This window comes from Streptomyces sp. NPDC001530 (assembly GCF_042894545.1).
In the GTDB taxonomy this organism is placed as follows: Bacteria; Actinomycetota; Actinomycetes; order Streptomycetales; family Streptomycetaceae; genus Streptomyces.
Window position 1 is genome coordinate 526,782 of the sequence record NZ_JBIAVS010000001.1, and the last position, 16,150, is coordinate 542,931.

Consider the following 16,150-nt stretch of genomic DNA (forward strand, 5'->3'; position numbering starts at 1 on the left):
GTCCGCGGCCGTCCGTCAGGAATCCGCCGCGCTGCGGTCGGTGATGGGCATCATGTCGGCGTGCGACAGGAGGCGGTTGATGTTGCGTTCCGTCTCCAGGGAGCCCTCGACGCCGATCGCGGCACCGTCGAGGAGACGCTCCAGCTCCGCGGCCTTCTTGGGGCCCTTGAGGCCGAGCGAGGCGGCGGGGTCCATGTCGAGCTCACCCACGAGGTCGACGAGACGCACCACGATGTCGTCGCGCTGGAAGACCGTGCTGCCGTACACCGGGCTGCCCGGGTCGTCCGCCGCGGCCTCGTCCTGATGGGCGAGCAACCGCGCCAGCTCCATCCCGCAGCCCGGCTTCGCCGGGTAGTACAGCGCGTGGCGCCGCAGGTCGGCGGGTTCCGGCCGGCCGGCCACCACGTGGTGCACGGCCGGCAGCGCGGCCCGGGTGAAGAAGACCCGCGCCGAGTCGGCGTCGGTCAGGTCCCGGTCCTGTTCCAGGTACGGGTTGATGGCCTCCTCGACCGCCCGCACCTCGGGCTGGCGCGCGACGTGGCGCAGTGCCGCAAGGAGGTCGCCCTCCACTTCCACGGCCCTCACGACGCGGTTGCCGTGCATGAAGAGCGAGGTGCGGCGCAGCCGGGTGTTCTCGTCGACCTTGGCCTCGGGCGACTTGTACCCGGCCAGGATCTCCGCGACCTTCGACTCGGAGCCCGGCTTGACGGTAAAGGTGAGGGCATGGCGTGCCACACCTTCGCCCACGCGGGCCTCCACCTGCATACCCGACTTGGCCGACTCCGATGAGAGCGGCTGAGCGGGGCTGGTCTCGCGAAGGATGCTGTAGCGCATCGACCGGGTGTCCCGGACACAGCTGTGCATCGGCCTGACCGTCTCGACGTGCTCCTCGCTGTTCACCCAGGCGAGGAAGGGAGGTGCGCTCTCCCATTCGCTGGTGATGAGCCACTGCGAGGGGTTCTCGATGGACTGGCAGAGCTGGTCGCTGATGTGTCCGGGGACGGACGCGACGTGATTGCGCATGTGCTCGTATGCGTCGAGGAATTGCTGCTGGGCTCCTTCGTACAGATCGAGCAGCAGGATCACCCGCAGCCTGGAGCCGTCGAACGCCGATTGCGATATACGTCCCGAAGTGGTCATCCGGCACACCTCTCCTCTTTTTCACGGAAGGTCAGGAACGACCGCCGAGGCCGGGGTCGCCATGAGCCGATCGTTGACGCGACCCCCGATGCGCGCGAGCCCCACGGTGCGGACGAGTGAACTGCGTGCCATCCGGGTGCCCCCTGCGCGCGAACCGGTCCGCACCGGGCAAGGAATCTGCGAACCGTTCCTGACTCGCGTCGCAGGTGACTCTGGAGGCATTCAATGAACCGATTGGAAGAGGCCGGCGAGGTCGGTCAGCACACGCCGGTCCTTATCGTCGGCGGTTCTCTGGTGGGCCTGTCCACCTCTGTGTTCCTGGGGCGTCTCGGCGTGCCGCACATGCTCGTCGAGCGCCACTCGGGCACGTCGATCCATCCGCGCGGACGGGGAAACAACGTGCGGACGATGGAGTTGTTCCGGGTGGCGGGGGCAGAGCAGCGCATCCGGGACGCTGCTTCGGTTCTGGCGGAGAACCACGGCATCATGCAGACGCCGACCCTGGTGGGCGATGCCGGTGAATGGCTGTTCAAGGAGATCGACCCGGGCGGCGGGCTCGCGCGCTTCAGCCCCAGCGCGTGGTGTCTGTGCAGCCAGAACGACCTCGAGCCGGTGCTCCTGGAGTGCGCGCGGGAGCTGAGCGGAGATCTGCGGTTCTCCACGGAGTTGATGTCGTTCGACCAGGATTCCCAGGGGGTGACCGCACAGGTCAAGAGCCGCGACACCGGTGAGCACACCACGATCCGCGCGGACTACCTCGTCGCGGCGGACGGTCCGCGCAGCCCCGTCCGCGAGCGGCTCGGCATCGGGCAGACCGGGCCGGGCGACCTGTTCCACAACGTGAGCGTCACCTTCAGCTCCCGCGGCCTCGCGGACGTGGTCGGTGACCGGCGCTTCATCGTCTGCTACCTGACCAATCCGGAGGCAGACGGTGCCCTCCTGCCGGTCGACAACAAGGAGCACTGGGTGTTCCACGCCCCCTGGCACCCCGAACACGGGGAAACCCTTGAGGAGTTCACCGACGAGCGGTGCGCGGAGCACATCCGGCGGGCCACGGGTGTGCCGGATCTCGATGTGAAGATCACCGGCAGGGCCGCCTGGCACGCCGCCGAGCGGGTCGCCGAACGGTACGCGGACGGCAGGGTGTTCCTCGCGGGCGACTCGGCCCACGAGATGTCCCCCACCGGGGCGTTCGGCTCCAACACCGGTATCCAGGACGCGCACAACCTCGCCTGGAAGCTGGCCGCCGTGTTGCGCGGCTGGGCCGGACCCGGGCTGCTCAAGTCCTACGACGCGGAGCGCCGGCCGGTCGCGGAGGCGACGAGCGCGCGCGCCTCGTCGCGTTCGGTCGAGCACAGCCACCCCGGGTTCACGCCCGGCCCCGGCGTGGGCGGTACCGGCGGCCCTGGCGGTACCGGCGGTCGTGGAGGCCCTGGTGGTCCCGGCGGCCCTGGTGGTCCCGGTGGTCCCGGCGGTCCCGGCGGCAAGGGCGGAATCCTCAATGTGGCGCTGGGCTATCGCTATCCGCAGGGCGCGGTCCTGGGTGCCGACGCGGCGATGCCGGTCGTGCCCGAAGGCATGCGGTTGACGGGCGAGCCCGGGAGCCGGGCGCCGCACATGTGGCTGAACCGCTCGGGCAGCCGGACCTCCACCCTCGACCTGTACGAGCGCTCCATGGTGCTGCTGAGCTCCATGGACGGCGCCTGCGAGTGGCACTCCGCGGCACAGGTCGTCGCGGAGCGGCTGTCCATGCCGCTCGACTCGTACCGGATCGGCAACCGGCCCGACGCCGAGCTGTCGCCCGCGAGCGACATGGACTGGGCCGAGGTCCACGGCGTCAGCACGGACGGTGCGGTGCTGGTCCGCCCCGACGGGTTCGTCGCGTGGCGGTCCGAAGGAGCGTCAGCGGATCCGAAGACGGCGTTGGAGCAGGCCCTCGCGGCGATCCTGGACCGGGGCTGACCACACGAGCCGAGCGAGGAACGATGGAGCGCCGGCGGTCGGCGTCGCCCGTGACCGACGTGGCGCGTCGCTCACCGGCGCTCCAGAACGTCCTGTCCCCCCTCAACACCCTCGCCCCGCGTCCTCGAAGGGCACCGGAGATGCCTGGTGCCTCGTGAGGTCGCGGTCCGAACGGCAGCAGCGAGCGCAGCCGGAACGCCCCCGTGTGCTCATCGACGCACCAGGCGCCGCTCCCGCACGCGCGCGGCCCGCTCCTTCCCTCTCTCGTAGATCGTTTTCGCGTCTCCGGCCGCTCCCGCACGAGCGCGGTCGCTCCTCGCCCTTGTCCTTCCGACGGCTCGTCAGGACGTCGTGGCATCGCGCCACAGGCTCCAGGCGAGCCCCAGTCCCGCGAGGGCGATCGCGACCCGGAGCGGTGCCTCGGGCAGTCGGCGTACGACCGCCGGTCCCATCCATGCGCCCAGGAAGCAGCCGACGCCGAGCGTGGCGGCCGCGCCCCAGTCGACCGGGGCGAGGAAGGCGTAGGCGAGGGCAGCGGTGACGTTGGCGGCGCCGGTGGCGATGTTCTTGACGGCGTTGGTCACCGGTAGCGGCTCCGTCGCGGACAGGGAGAGGACGGCCAGCATCAGTACGCCGGCCGCGGCACCGAAGTACCCCCCGTACAGGCCGACCAGGAGGACCGCGCAGGCGACGGGGAGCCGGGGCGCGGAGGCCGAGTCCGGGTCGCGCTGTGTGGTCAGGCGCCGCAGGGGTTCGCGCGCCAGGATCAGCACCGAGCCGAGGGCGATGAGCCACGGTACGACCCGTTCGAAGGTCGAGGACGGTGTGCTGAGCAGCAGGGCCGCGCCGATCGCCCCGCCCAGCGCCGCCGTGATCGCGAGTCGGACGAGACGCCCGCGCTGCCCGCGCAGTTCTGCCCGGGATCCGGCGGCGGTTCCCACCGTGTTGGAGAAGAGGGCCACGGTGTTGGTGACGTTGGCCGCCACGGGCGGAAGGCCGGCGGCGAGCAGCGCGGGGTAGCTGAACAGCGAGGCCAGACCGGCGATCGAACCGGCGAGCCCGGAAGCGACCCCCGCCGCGAGGAGCAACAACACCGAACCGGTGCCCGATTGACCGGCGATCAGTTCTCTCACGTGACCTTCTCGCTCCCGCACGACGCCGCCGCGCCCCGGCACGCCTCAACTGGCGTTCCATATTAGGAACACCATCTGCATGCGCAGACAGCGGGTTCAGTCGGCGAACGGCAGGGGCGAGATCCCGGGCGGCATGTTGTACGGCGTGACCACCTGGATCGCCGAGGGCAGGGAGGGTCCGTCGTCGGGGAGTGCCTTGTGGGCCCGCATGATGGTCTGGCAGGCGCGGCGCACGTCCTGGCGCAGATCGTGATGGAGGACCGCGGACAGGCGGCGCTCGCGCAGCAGCCGGGTGTTGTCGTGGTCCAGGTCGTGGGCGATGAACACCGCGCACTCCCGCCCGAGGGTGTCGAAGGCGTCGAGGGTCGCGAGGTTGCCCCCGCCCATGGAGTACACCGCGCAGATGTCTTCGTCGCGCTCGAGTGCCTCGATGACGAGGTCGCGCTGGGTGGCGTCCAGTCCGTCGCTGTCGGTGACCTCCACCAGGGAGCGCTGGGGATGCGCGAGGCGCATCGCGCCGCGGAAGCCCATCTCGCGCTCTTCCTCGCCCCGGAAGGAGCCCCGGCTGATGGTGGTGAGCACGTTGCCGGGCCGGTCGCCGAGCCACTGTCCGAGGAGGTAGGCGGCGGTGGCTCCCGCCGCCCGGTTGTCGATCCCGACGTACACCATGCGCGGGCTGGTGGGCAGGTCGGTCACCAGGGTCACGACGGGGATGCCGGCCGCGACCAGTCGGCCGACGGCGGCACCGATCTCCGGCAGGTCCGGGGCCTTGAGGATCACCCCCTGCGAACCACGCCGGGCGATCTTGTCCAAGGTCGCGATCAGCTCGGCCGAGGTGCCCGTCTCACGGAAGTGGAAGCGTGAGCGGACCACCGCGGGATGCAGGGAGGGCAGTTCGGCTTCGAGTGCCTCGCGTACGGCAGTCGAGAACCGCTCGGGCGCCTGCATCACGATGTCGATCATGAAGGTGCGTCCCCCGATGCGGACCTGGGTCTGCTGGCGGTCGAGGTCCTTGATCGCCTGACGCACTTCCCTGATCGTGCTCTCCCGTACGCCTCCCCGGTCGTTGAGGACCCGGTCGACGGTGGCTTCGCTCAGTCCGGCCTGACGGGCAATCTCCCTGATCGTATAGGGGTGACGCATGGCTGACCTCAGATGTTGATGACGGGTTTTTGATGTGTTTCTGCGGATTGAATGATGGGTTCGGGTTCATAAGACTGGCAGAAGGACAGGGACGGCGAAAGGACCCGGATGTCTCCCACACCTGCGGAATCACGGACTTGGCTGACCGAGGAGGACTGCGAACTCGACGCGTTCCGCGCACTCGTCGCACAGCGCACCGACGCCGCCGACTACCCCTCGGCCGAGCGGGTCGAGCAGAACGTGCCGCTGTACGACAGCGACCGGCTCCGCGCCCTGACGGTCACCCCGGAGGGGCGTCGGTCCGTGCAGGCTGAGCTGGTCCGCGCTCTGCTGGACGGGCCGGGCATCGTGGTCCTCAAGCGGGCGTTCACCGACCCGGCCGTCATGGACCGGGCGTCCGAGACCTTCAACGCCCTGATCGAGGAGGAGCGTGCCACGGGCGCGGCCCGCGGTGACCACTTCGCCAAGCCCGGTGCCAACGACCGCGTGTGGAACGCCCTCGACAAGACGGCCGTCCGCGCCCCCGAGACGTTCGCCGACTACTACGCCAACGACATGATCGCGCTGCTCGCCGAGGCCTGGCTCGGCCCCGCCTACCAGGTGACCTCGCAGGTCAACGTGGTCAACCCGGGCGGCGCCGCGCAAAGCGTGCACCGCGACTACCACCTCGGCTTCCTCACCCAGGAGCGGGCGGCCGCCTACCCGGCGCACGTCCACCGCCTGTCCCCCGTGCTGACCCTGCAGGGCGCGGTGGCCCACTGCGACATGCCCGTGGAGTCCGGCCCGACGCTGTACCTGCCGCACTCGCAGAAGTACGAGCCCGGTTACCTCGCATGGCGACTGCCGCGGTTCGCCGAGTACTTCGACGCCCACCACGTCCAACTCCCGCTGGACAAGGGCGACGCCGTCTTCTTCAACCCCGCGCTCTTCCACGCCGCCGGACACAACCGCTCGACCGGCATCAAGCGCATGGCGAACCTGCTGCAGATCTCCTCCGCCTTCGGCCGCGCCATGGAGACGGTGGACCGCGAGGCGATGGCGAACGCGCTCTTCCCGGTACTGCTGCGCCGCAAGGCCGACGGCGCCTGCGAGGACTGGCTGCGCCGCGTGGTCGCCGCCACCGCCGAGGGCTACGCCTTCCCCACCAACCTGGACCTCGACCCGCCGGTCGACGGTCTCGCGCCGCCCTCTCAGGCGGACACCGTCTGGCAGGCAGTCACCGAGGGCTGGACCCCGGAGCAACTGCGCCAGGAACTGCGGGCCGGCGCCAAGCGCCGCCAGAGCTGAAGGAGACACAGCACTCATGGGACTGCTCGATGACAAGGTCGTCCTCGTCCACGGCGGCAGCCAGGGCGTCGGCGCGGGAATCGTCCGAGCGGCCGTACGGGAGGGCGCGACCGTCGCCTTCACCGGGCGCCGGGCCGAGGTCGGCGAGAAGCTCGCGGCGGACACGGGCACGCTCTTCGTACGGGCCGATCTGAGCGACCCGGCTCAGGCACGCGACAGTGTTCAGCAGGTCGTGGCCACCCTTGGGCGGGTCGACTGCCTGGTCAACGCGGCAGGGCTGACCTCGCGCGGCACTCTCCTGGACACCACTCCGGAGTTGTTCGACGCACACATCGCGATCAACCTGCGAGCACCGTTCTTCGCGATGCAGGCGACCGTTCAGCACTTGGTGGACCGCAAGGCGCCGGGCACGATCGTCAACATCATCACCTCCTCCGAGCACGGCGGACAACCGTTCCTCGCCCCGTACGTCGCCGCCAAGGCCGGTCTCGCGGGTCTGACCCGCAATGCCGCCCACGCCCATCGCTGGGACCGCATCCGGATCAACGGGCTCAACATCGGCTGGACGGACACCGAGGGCGAGGACGCCACGCAGCGCGCCTTCCACGGCGCGGGCGACGACTGGCGCGAGAAGGCCGCCGCGGCACAGCCCATGGGCAAGCTGGGACAGGTCGACGAGATCGCCGACTTCGTCGTCTTCCTGCTCTCCGACCGCAGCGGTGTGGTGACCGGCTCGGTCATCGACTGGGACCAGATCGTCTTCGGCGGACTCGACTGAGCCGCCCTCGGGCTGAAGGAGCAGAATTCTCATGCGTATCGGCATCATGGGGCTGGGCCGGATCGGCGCGTTCCACACGGAAACCCTCGCCGGACTGGACGCGGTGGACTCCCTGGTGGTCACCGATCCGGTGGCTGCGGCCGCCGCCTCGGCCGCCGAGCGGTTCGGAGCCACCGCGGTGGACTCCCCCGACGCCGTGTTCTCCGCCGGTGTGGACGGCGTCGTGATCGCCGCCGCGACCGACGCGCACCCGGAGCTGATCCTCGCCGCGGTCGAGGCGGGCATCCCCGTCTTCTGCGAAAAGCCCGTGGCCCGTGGCGTCGAGGAGAGCCTCAAGGTGCTGCGCGCGGTGGAGGGCAGCGGCGTCGAGGTGCACATCGGCTACAACAGACGCTTCGACGCGGGCTGTGTCGCCGCACGCCGGGCAGTGGTGAGCGGCGAGCTCGGGCCGCTGCACACCGTGCGGTCCACCACCCTCGACCCCGCCCCTCCCCCGGCCGCCTATGTGGCCGTCTCGGGCGGCATCTTCCGCGACTGCGGCGTGCACGACTTCGACATCGTGCGCTGGGTGACGGGCCGCGAGGTGGTCGAGGTGTACGCGACCGGCGGCAACCGGGGTGCGGAGTACATCCGCGCGGCGGGCGACGTCGACACGGCGTCCGCCCTGCTGACCCTCGACGACGGCACCATCGCCGTCGTCTCCAACTCCCGCCATAATGCCCGTGGTTACGACGTGCGCCTGGAACTGCACGGCATGAAGGACAGCATCGCGGTCGGCCTGGAGGACAAGCTGCCGCTGCGCTCCATCGAGCCCGGCGCCACCTTCCCGGCCGGCACCCCGCACCACTTCTTCATGGACCGCTTCGCCGCGGCCTACCGCGCCGAACTCACCGCGTTCACCGAGGTCGTGGCCGGCACCCGCCCCTCCCCCTGCACGGTGGCCGACGCCATCGAGGCGAGCTGGATCGCCGAGGCCTGCACCCTCTCGCTGCGGGAGCACCGGCCCGTACGGCTCGAGGAGGTGCGCATGGATTGACTTCTCCCCCTCGTAAACGAGGGGGATTCTCACGGCTCGCGCTGTGAGGTTTTCTGCTTCGTCGCCGACTGCCCGCCCGGAGTACTCCGTTGAGGTCTTACACCGGCTCCACAGACAGAAACCGCCAGCCCGGCGGCCTTGAGGTTGATGGCCGCGTTCACGTCCCGGTCATGGGTCGTCCCGCAGCCCTCGCACGTCCAGTTGCGGACGTTGAGCGGCATCCTCTCGGTGATGGTGCCGCAGGCAGAGCACAGCTTGGAGGAGGGGAACCAGCGGTCGACGGCGACCAGGTCCCTTCCGTACCAGGCAGCCTTGTACTCCAGCATGCCGCGCATCATGGTCCAGCTCGCGTCACTGATGGCGCGGGCGAGCGAGTGGTTCTTGAGCATGGTACGGACCGTCAGGTCCTCGATCACGATCGTTTGGTTTTCACGAACGAGCCGAGTGGTCAGCTTGTGCAGGTGGTCCCGGCGCCGGTCGGCGATACGGGCATGGATCCTGGCGACCTTGCGGCGGGCCCTGGCCCGGTTCGCACCGTCGCCCTTGGCCTTGCGAGACAGCTCCCGCTGGGCCTTCGCAAGGCGGACACGGTCCTTGCGCTCGAACTTCGGGTTGGTGACCTTCTCCCCGGTGGAAAGCGTCACGAGGCTGGTGATCCCCGCGTCGATCCCGACCGCCACATCCGTGACCGGGAGCGACTTCACGGACGGGTCCTCACACAGCATCGAGACGCACCAGCGTCCCGCCGCGTCCTGCGAGACGGTCACCGTCGTCGGCACCGACCCCTCGGGCAGAGGCCGGGACCACACGATGTGAAGCGGGTCCTTCATCTTCGCCAGCGTCAGAGTGCCGTTCCGGTACCGGAACGCCGACGATGTGTACTCAGCAGACCGGCGGGACTTCTTCCTGGACTTAAAGCGCGGGTACTTGCCGCGCTTCTCCCAGAAGTTGACGAAGGCCCCTTGCAGATGCCGCAGGCACTGCTGCAGCGGCACGGAGGAGACCTCGGACAGGTAGGCCAGCTCCTCGGTCTTCTTCCACGCCGTCAACATCGCCGACGTGGCGTTGTAGTTGACCCGCTCCTGCCGTGCCCACGCCTTGGTACGGGCGGCCAGCGCCATGTTGTAGACCTTCCGCACACACCCGAACGTGCGCGACAGCTCGGCTGCCTGCGCATCGGTCGGATAGAAGCGGTATTTGAAGGCCCGCTTCACGTGAGTGGTCACAGCTCACAAACTAGCAAACCATCGTGTAACTCCCCGCGGGCAGTTGGTTGGTGGACGCCGATCCGCCCTGGCGGCGAATCGGCTTTCCCTGTCCTGCTCCGCAGGAGTCCGTTTCCTCTCCGCCCTGAAAGGCGGAGTATCCACGGAGGAATCAGATGATCGGACAGGCGATCACCATGGAGCCTCGGCAAGCCATCAGCCCTGTCCGTCAAAGCGACACACACCGAGCACGCAGTCGCGCAGCCACCGGTGAGCCGGGTCCGCGTCGAGGCGGACGTGCCACAGCAACGACACCGTCACCTCGGGAGCGCGGAAGGGCAACTCGAAGGAGCACATCCCTTGCCGCAGGTTCGCGGTGTGACGCTCCGGAACCGTGGCGACCAGGTCCGAAGCCCTCGCCAGGGCCAACGCGGCGCTGAAGCCGTCGACGACCGTCACGACGTCCCGTCGACGGCCCGTCGGGTGAAGAGCCTCATCGACCAGTCCCTCCGTCAGTCCGCGCCGCGAGACGTGCACGTGTCGTGAGGCGGCGTACCGGGCCGTCGTCACCTTCCTGGTGCTCAGCGGGTGTTCGCTCCGCACCACCCCGATGAACCGGTCGGTGAACAGGGGCTTGCTCAGCACGTCCGGAGCCAGGGCGTCCTCGACGACGCCCGTCTCCAGGTCGACGATGCCCTCGCGCAAGGGACTTACGTCCTTCTTGGTCTTCTGCAGGAACCGCAGTCGCACGCCAGGGGCCTCTCTGCCGACCTTGGCGACCAATTCGGGTCCGAATCTCTCCACGAACCCGTCGCTGCTGCGCAAGGCGAACGTCCTCTCCAGCGTCGCCAGGTCCAGCTTCTCGGCCGGCCGCAACACCTCCTCGGCCTCCTGGACCAAGGCACGCACACGGTCGCGCAGCTCCAAGGCGCGGGGCGTGGGCACCAGCCCTCGGCCGGCCCGCACCAGCAGCGGGTCCCCCGTGGCTCGCCGCAGTCGCGCGAGCGCGCGACTCATCGCGGACGGACTGAGCGCAAGCCGCTCCCCCGCGCGCGTCACGCTGCCCTCCTCGAGCAGGACGTCCAGTGTGACCAGCAAATTCAGATCGGGCCGGGCCATGCGCACACGATCTCACGGATCGCCTCGGACATGGCGTCTCATGCACATATGGCTTTCCATCTTTGCGTCTTCCGCCAGGTCGAAACGGAACTTACGTTCATGACGACCCCGTCGACTCCAGGAAGAGGCCTTCGTCTTGAAACCAGCACCCCCTCCGGGCACCGAGGCTGCGCAGACATCGTCCGCGCGCCGTCCACCACTGGCCTGGGCGCTCACCGCCCTGTCGCTGTCCATGCTTCTGCCCTCACTGAGCATCAGCATCGCCAACGTCGGCCTGCCGACCATGGCCGTGGCCTTCGACGCGGCCTTCAACGAGGTCCAGTGGGTGGTGATCGCCTACCTCCTGGCCATCACGACCCTGATCGTCGGAGCCGGCCGACTCGGCGACCTGATCGGCCGACGTCGCCTTCTGCTGACTGGCATCGCCGTGTTCACCCTTGCGACGCTGATGTGCGGCCTCGCCCCGAACCTCCCCCTCCTGGTCGCCGCCCGGGCACTGCAGGGAGCCGGGGCCGCGTGCATGATGGCGCTGACCATGGCCTTCGTCGGTGAGACGGTGCCCAAGGACCGCACCGGCAGCGTCATGGGACTGCTCGGAACGACCTCGGCAGTCGGTACGGCGCTGGGGCCCACCCTCGGTGGAGCCCTGATCGAGGTCTTCGGCTGGCGTGCGATCTTCCTCGCCGGCGTGCCGCTCGGCCTTCTCGCGCTCGCGCTCACCTTCCGGGTGCTGCCCTACTCCGCACCGGCATTGAGCGCCGCACGCCGGCGGTTCGACCTCACGGGCGCGGTCCTGCTGGCGGTCACCCTGGGCGCCTACGCGCTGGCCATGACCATCGAAGGGAACTCGTTCGGCCCGCTCGCCATCGGACTGCTCATCGCCTCGGGGGCGGGCCTCGCCCTGTTCGTCATCACCGAGCGGCGGGTCTCCTCCCCGCTGCTCAGTCTCTCGATGCTCCGCGACCCCGTCCTCGCCGCCGGTCTGACGACGAGCGCCCTGGTCTCGACCGTCATGATGACCACCCTCGTCGTGGGCCCCTTCCACCTGGCCCGGGCACTCGACCTCGACCCGGCCTTTGTCGGTCTCGCGATGTCAGCGGGCCCCGCGGTGTCTGCCCTCACCGGCGTCCCGGCAGGCCGCGCCACCGATCGCTTCGGAGCCGAGACCATGGTCGTCGTCGGGCTCAGCGGCATCATCGGCGGCGCCGTGGTGCTCTCCTTGATGCCCACGGCAGCCGGAGTCATCGGATACGTCCTGCCCCTGGTCGCCGTCACCGCCTGCTACGCGCTCTTCCAGGCGGCCAACAACACCGCGGTCATGAAGGATGTCTCCCCGCACGAGCGTGGCCTGGTCTCGGGCATGCTGAACCTCTCCCGAAACCTGGGCCTCATGACCGGCGCATCGGTCATGGGAGCGGTCTTCGCCTTCGCCGCCGGTACGAGTGATGTGACCACGGCCGCGGCAGCTGAAGTGGCTCGCGGCACGCACTGGACCTTCGCCGTCGCAGCCCTCCTCGTGGCCCTCGGACTGACCGTGGTCCTGACACTCCGGCCGCGCTCCGGGCGCGCACCGGGCCGCAGCGCCGCCCAGAGGTCTCGCGGAGGCAGGGCCGGAGTCCCTCCGGACGAGGTCGAGGAAGGCCGCCGCGGCCGGTGAGAGCTGCTGGCCGCGCCACATCATCACGGCGTTGTGCACCAGCCGGGGCGTGGTGAGCATGACCGGTACTCCGCGCCGCCCGGCGCCCTCGGCGAGCCGTACGGGGTCACCCGGGCGTCACCCGTTGTCGATCTTCGTAAGGGTCGAGTGCAGCAACTCGGCTGCGGCGTCCGCTTCCAGAGACCGTGTCAGCTGGTCAACAGGAGCCCCCAGGTGGCCCAGGGCGTACCGGATGTTGGTTCCGGTCTCCCACAGTGACCCTCCGGAGAGCCCGCCGCCGCTGTACCTGCCGTCGGCGGCCGTCAGAGCCGGCCAGAAACGAAGCACCGCCCTGAGGAACGGCCGATGCCGATGGCCGGGAAACAGCCAGATCTGGTTGGCGGGGCCCGTGAGAGCCAGTACCGCCCAGGGCAGTTGGAGGGACTCGTCGAAGACGCGTTCCTCGGACAGCTCCGTAGCCGAACCGAGGTCGATGCGTTGCCAGAGCTCGGCGTGCGGGAGGTACACATGGGTGTGCGGAAGGGGCTGCAACAGCGGACTGGGACCGTCCAGGACGAGCAGCCCGGGCGCCTGGACGGCGGGTACGTCGCCGGGGCCGTACGCGTCCACCAGGGACCCGCCCGCGGCGACCCGGCGGGCGGCGACCGCGCACGTGCTGCGGACCGTTCGCAGGAGCCCGCAGACGTGCCGCGGCAACCGCAGTTCGCCGTCCACTGTCGGCATTCGGGGCGCCTCTCCCGTCTCCGTGCTACGCCAGTACAAGCATTGCCATGATCATCATGATGATCATCAGGGTCCCGGCCGTCGCCGGCACCACGGTCGCCGGAAGCGGCCTCAGCTCGAACTTCGGCAACCGGAACCGTCGCCCTTCCCGGACCGTCTCCGGCACGGGCTGCACCTGCGCCTTGCGGTACTGGTAAAGAATGACACCGGGTTCGGTCGACTCGAACAGGTAGACGCCGCCGGGTGCGGGCACCGCCCCGAAGGTCCCAGGTTCGCCCTGAGGCCCGAGCGTCATGGGTATCCCGCCGGCGATGAAAAGGCCGCGGTACATCTGCGCTTCGCGGCGGGCGAGGGCGGCCAGACTGAGAGGTTTGATCTCGTACAGGTGCAGCCGTGTCAGATTGGCGATGTCGGGCATGAGACCGATGTCCTCCGGCGTGAGCCGTCCCGGCGTCGGCCGATGGCCCATGAGGGCGAGCTGCCGGAAGAGGTTGTCCATCGGAGTGAAGTTGGTCTGCACCACATCCGTTGGGTGCTGCAACCGGTACTCGGCCGCTATCCCGATGTGGGCGGCCATGCCGATGTAGAAGGGGATGGGTTGCTTACCGGGCGGAGCCCATGGTCCGGGCGCCACAGCGCCCCGTACGCCTGCCAGTCCCGGGTTCAACTCCGGCGCCGACATGCTCATGAGCGTGGCCAGACCCTCTGCGGCCACGGCCATGGTCACGCCGGTCCGGACCGAGAGCATCATGTCGAGCAGATGCTCACGCAGCGACGGGGAGGTCCGGTCCAGCGCATCCGCCGTTTGCTGATATTGCTCCGGCGTGAACTGGTCGGCGGGGCCGTACATCAAGAGGCTGACGCGAAGGGCGGCTTCCAGCCGAGGGCTCTCGTTGGCCGGAGCCGCGCCCATCGCCTCAAGGAGAGGCGACAACTGAGCCGACTTCCAGAGTCCGTGCAGAACGTCCATGAGCTGCTCTTCGGGGAGTGCAGCCAGTTCACGGAAGGCGGCCGGGAAGTCCCCGGTTCCGGCGACTTCGGAGGGAGTGCTGAGGAGACGCTCGATGCCTTGGGCGATCTCCTCGGCCGACGTACCGGTTCTCGCCCCCGGCGGGCCTGCGTCCCTGATACCGGCGTCCTGGCGACACACGAGAAGTTCGGAGACGGCCGACAGCGCGACCGGCCTTCCCGTCTCGCGGCCGCGGGCCTCCCGCTCAGCCGGATCGTCCGTGGTCGTCACCCTGATCCCGGCGCCGACGGTTCGAGCGTTCCGTTGCTGGATCACGTGAGCGAGTTCGTGTGCGATCAGCCGGCGCCCGCCGGGCGTCTCGGGCCGGTACGTCCCGGCGGCGAACGCGATGTCGGGCCCCACGGTGTAGGCGGTGGCATGAAGGGCGCGGGCTGCCGCAGCGGCTCGTTCGTCGGTGTGTACGCGGACCTGTGTGAAGTCGTGGCCGAAGTGGCTCTCCATATGGCTTCTGGTGTGCGCCTCCAGCGGCCGGCCGCCGCCCGAGATCGCGGTATGTGCCAGGTGCGGAGTCCGGCCGATGGACTCATCGGCGGCCCGGTCGCCGGTGCGTCGGGGCTGTTTCAGCGTGCGGACACGGTCAGCCCCACGATGCTCCATGACTGGTTGCCCGGTCAGAGATGCGCCGTGAGCGCGGTCAGTTCACACAGGGACTTGAAGCGGCGGCGGTGGTCGACCGTCCCGGTCACCGCTCCGTTGGCCACCGTGACCTCGGCCAGCGGCGCGAAGTGGTGCTCGACGCCTCGCGGTGGGCGAAATTCGGGCCCCGCCGTCGTACGCGGCCACTCGACGTCGCCCGTCTCCACACGAGCCGGGATGAGCCAGTACATGCCAGGGTGGTACCGGCCGCCCTTTTCGAACCGGATCCGCACACCGTCCTCCAGCTCGATGGGCTCGTCCTCCACGACCGCGATGTCGCCGGTGTCGAGAAGGTGGTTGACCGCGGTCTGGTCCCAGCGGCGCAGCATCGGCCGGATCAGTTTCGCGAACTGCACGGGTCCCGGCGATCCGCGCAGGACGACCAGTCCGTCCGCTTCGACGACCTCCGCGACTTGGAGCAGCGGACGGTCGTTCACCGCGTTGAGTTCTCCGTCGTCGTCTATCAGTTCGACCCACTCCCCCTTGGCCAGATTCGTTCGTTCGTCCCGCCCGGGCTGGGCGATGACGTAGTCACCGGTGAAGGGGGTCCGGATCGGGAAGAGGCCGCGGGCGGCGTTGTCGCGGGACCACTTGAAGGTGGCACCGCCCGTGGTGGCGGTACCGCCACGATGGACCTCCACGCGGTAGAGCTGGTTCTCCGGGCCGGTGTAGCGCGCGTCGGGCGAGATCGTGCACGGGCTCCCGCCCAGGTCGTCGTGCACGGCCTGCGCCGACAGGCGCGGAATCGGGCCGGGCCGGATGCGGTCGAAGATCTTCTTGAACTGCTCGGGCGTCGGGGCGGCGGGGAGCGACTGATCGAGCTTGAACAGCCTTACCTGCCATACGACTTGGGCGCGCGTGGCCGTGTCAGGTCCGCCGAGCGCGACCTCGCGCAGCAGCGCGTCGTCCGCCGACGTCACGTGCCGTTCCCATACGTCGAGGTAGACCAGGTGGGTACCAGGGACCGGCATGGCCTGGGTGGGCAGGTGGGGCTGGTTGCGGTACGCCACGTCGTCGCGACCGTTCTCGCACAGGATGCCGTCGACGTAGTAGTGCCCCTTTCCGATGGTGAAGGGGCCGAGTGTTCCCCCTCCCGCCGCGACCGCGAACCCGGTGCCGTCGGAGGGGCCACCGTGCTGACCGATGATGTCTGTGGCCAGAGCGCGCAGGTAGTGCAGATGGATCGCGCTCTGGGTGTTCCAGTCGTCGTCGACGAGAACGCGGCCCTGCTGCATCAGCACCCGCGAGTAGTGCTTGCCCGCATCGAAGCTGTCCCGCGTGAAGTCTCCTCGCACCTGCTG

General features: G+C 69.4%; 13 protein-coding genes. 5 read left to right on the plus strand and 8 right to left on the minus strand.

The window, feature by feature from the left end; all coding sequences use genetic code 11:
- Positions 1-15: 15 nt before the first annotated feature.
- Positions 16-1,140 carry a SchA/CurD-like domain-containing protein gene (locus ACFY0T_RS02365; RefSeq protein WP_388863984.1) on the minus strand — a complete coding sequence of 375 codons (1,125 nt, stop codon included), beginning with the start codon at positions 1,138-1,140 and terminating at the stop codon, positions 16-18.
- 225 nt (positions 1,141-1,365) lie between these two features.
- Here ACFY0T_RS02365 and ACFY0T_RS02370 point away from each other — a divergent pair, with 225 nt between their 5' ends.
- The gene (locus ACFY0T_RS02370; protein WP_388863986.1) at positions 1,366-3,102 is read left to right on the plus strand and encodes an FAD-dependent oxidoreductase; all 1,737 of its coding nucleotides are present in this window, start codon (positions 1,366-1,368) and stop codon (positions 3,100-3,102) included.
- 341 nt (positions 3,103-3,443) lie between these two features.
- Here ACFY0T_RS02370 and ACFY0T_RS02375 read toward each other — a convergent pair whose 3' ends face one another.
- On the minus strand, positions 3,444-4,235 hold the full coding sequence (locus tag ACFY0T_RS02375; RefSeq protein WP_388863988.1) for a sulfite exporter TauE/SafE family protein: 792 nt from the start codon (positions 4,233-4,235) through the stop codon (positions 3,444-3,446).
- 96 nt (positions 4,236-4,331) lie between these two features.
- The gene (locus tag ACFY0T_RS02380; protein WP_388863990.1) at positions 4,332-5,378 is read right to left on the minus strand and encodes a LacI family DNA-binding transcriptional regulator; all 1,047 of its coding nucleotides are present in this window, start codon (positions 5,376-5,378) and stop codon (positions 4,332-4,334) included.
- A 108-nt stretch (positions 5,379-5,486) separates the two neighbouring features.
- Between ACFY0T_RS02380 and ACFY0T_RS02385 the strand changes: the two genes are divergently transcribed.
- The 3 genes from ACFY0T_RS02385 to ACFY0T_RS02395 are packed head-to-tail and all read left to right on the plus strand — an operon-like array spanning position 5,487 to position 8,479.
- On the plus strand, positions 5,487-6,665 hold the full coding sequence (locus ACFY0T_RS02385; protein ID WP_388863992.1) for a phytanoyl-CoA dioxygenase family protein: 1,179 nt from the start codon (positions 5,487-5,489) through the stop codon (positions 6,663-6,665).
- A gap of 16 nt (positions 6,666-6,681) precedes the next feature.
- Positions 6,682-7,443, plus strand: coding sequence for an SDR family oxidoreductase (locus ACFY0T_RS02390; protein ID WP_388863994.1), 762 nt, complete (start codon positions 6,682-6,684; stop codon positions 7,441-7,443).
- 31 nt (positions 7,444-7,474) lie between these two features.
- Positions 7,475-8,479 (plus strand): Gfo/Idh/MocA family oxidoreductase, encoded by a 1,005-nt coding sequence (locus tag ACFY0T_RS02395; RefSeq protein WP_388863995.1) that lies wholly within the window; start codon positions 7,475-7,477, stop codon positions 8,477-8,479.
- 29 nt (positions 8,480-8,508) lie between these two features.
- Here ACFY0T_RS02395 and ACFY0T_RS02400 read toward each other — a convergent pair whose 3' ends face one another.
- Together ACFY0T_RS02400 and ACFY0T_RS02405 are read right to left on the minus strand one after the other, a co-directional pair.
- Positions 8,509-9,705 (minus strand): RNA-guided endonuclease InsQ/TnpB family protein, encoded by a 1,197-nt coding sequence (locus ACFY0T_RS02400; protein ID WP_388863997.1) that lies wholly within the window; start codon positions 9,703-9,705, stop codon positions 8,509-8,511.
- A gap of 195 nt (positions 9,706-9,900) precedes the next feature.
- A complete protein-coding gene (locus ACFY0T_RS02405; RefSeq protein ID WP_388863999.1) occupies positions 9,901-10,803 on the minus strand; it encodes a LysR family transcriptional regulator in 903 nt (300 codons plus the stop codon).
- A gap of 136 nt (positions 10,804-10,939) precedes the next feature.
- Here ACFY0T_RS02405 and ACFY0T_RS02410 point away from each other — a divergent pair, with 136 nt between their 5' ends.
- Entirely contained in the window at positions 10,940-12,460 is a 1,521-nt protein-coding gene (locus ACFY0T_RS02410) for an MFS transporter (RefSeq protein WP_388864001.1), read from the plus strand.
- A gap of 117 nt (positions 12,461-12,577) precedes the next feature.
- Here ACFY0T_RS02410 and ACFY0T_RS02415 read toward each other — a convergent pair whose 3' ends face one another.
- The 3 genes from ACFY0T_RS02415 to ACFY0T_RS02425 are packed head-to-tail and all read right to left on the minus strand — an operon-like array spanning position 12,578 to position 16,144.
- The gene (locus tag ACFY0T_RS02415) at positions 12,578-13,183 is read right to left on the minus strand and encodes a hypothetical protein (RefSeq protein WP_388864003.1); all 606 of its coding nucleotides are present in this window, start codon (positions 13,181-13,183) and stop codon (positions 12,578-12,580) included.
- A 25-nt stretch (positions 13,184-13,208) separates the two neighbouring features.
- Entirely contained in the window at positions 13,209-14,810 is a 1,602-nt protein-coding gene (locus ACFY0T_RS02420) for a DUF4157 domain-containing protein (protein ID WP_388864005.1), read from the minus strand.
- A 14-nt stretch (positions 14,811-14,824) separates the two neighbouring features.
- Positions 14,825-16,144 (minus strand): DUF6519 domain-containing protein, encoded by a 1,320-nt coding sequence (locus tag ACFY0T_RS02425; protein ID WP_388864007.1) that lies wholly within the window; start codon positions 16,142-16,144, stop codon positions 14,825-14,827.
- Positions 16,145-16,150 lie beyond the last annotated feature (6 nt).

What these genes read in the sequence shown, in the direction of transcription:
- ACFY0T_RS02390 (WP_388863994.1), top strand. Translation starts at nt 6,682, where the DNA reads ATGGGACTGCTCGATGACAAGGTCGTCCTCGTCCACGGCGGCAGCCAG.
- ACFY0T_RS02405 (WP_388863999.1), bottom strand. Translation starts at nt 10,803, where the DNA reads ATGGCCCGGCCCGATCTGAATTTGCTGGTCACACTGGACGTCCTGCTC.
- ACFY0T_RS02395 (WP_388863995.1), top strand. Translation starts at nt 7,475, where the DNA reads ATGCGTATCGGCATCATGGGGCTGGGCCGGATCGGCGCGTTCCACACG.
- ACFY0T_RS02415 (WP_388864003.1), bottom strand. Translation starts at nt 13,183, where the DNA reads ATGCCGACAGTGGACGGCGAACTGCGGTTGCCGCGGCACGTCTGCGGG.
- ACFY0T_RS02385 (WP_388863992.1), top strand. Translation starts at nt 5,487, where the DNA reads ATGTCTCCCACACCTGCGGAATCACGGACTTGGCTGACCGAGGAGGAC.
- ACFY0T_RS02420 (WP_388864005.1), bottom strand. Translation starts at nt 14,810, where the DNA reads ATGGAGCATCGTGGGGCTGACCGTGTCCGCACGCTGAAACAGCCCCGA.
- ACFY0T_RS02370 (WP_388863986.1), top strand. Translation starts at nt 1,366, where the DNA reads ATGAACCGATTGGAAGAGGCCGGCGAGGTCGGTCAGCACACGCCGGTC.
- ACFY0T_RS02365 (WP_388863984.1), bottom strand. Translation starts at nt 1,140, where the DNA reads ATGACCACTTCGGGACGTATATCGCAATCGGCGTTCGACGGCTCCAGG.
- ACFY0T_RS02380 (WP_388863990.1), bottom strand. Translation starts at nt 5,378, where the DNA reads ATGCGTCACCCCTATACGATCAGGGAGATTGCCCGTCAGGCCGGACTG.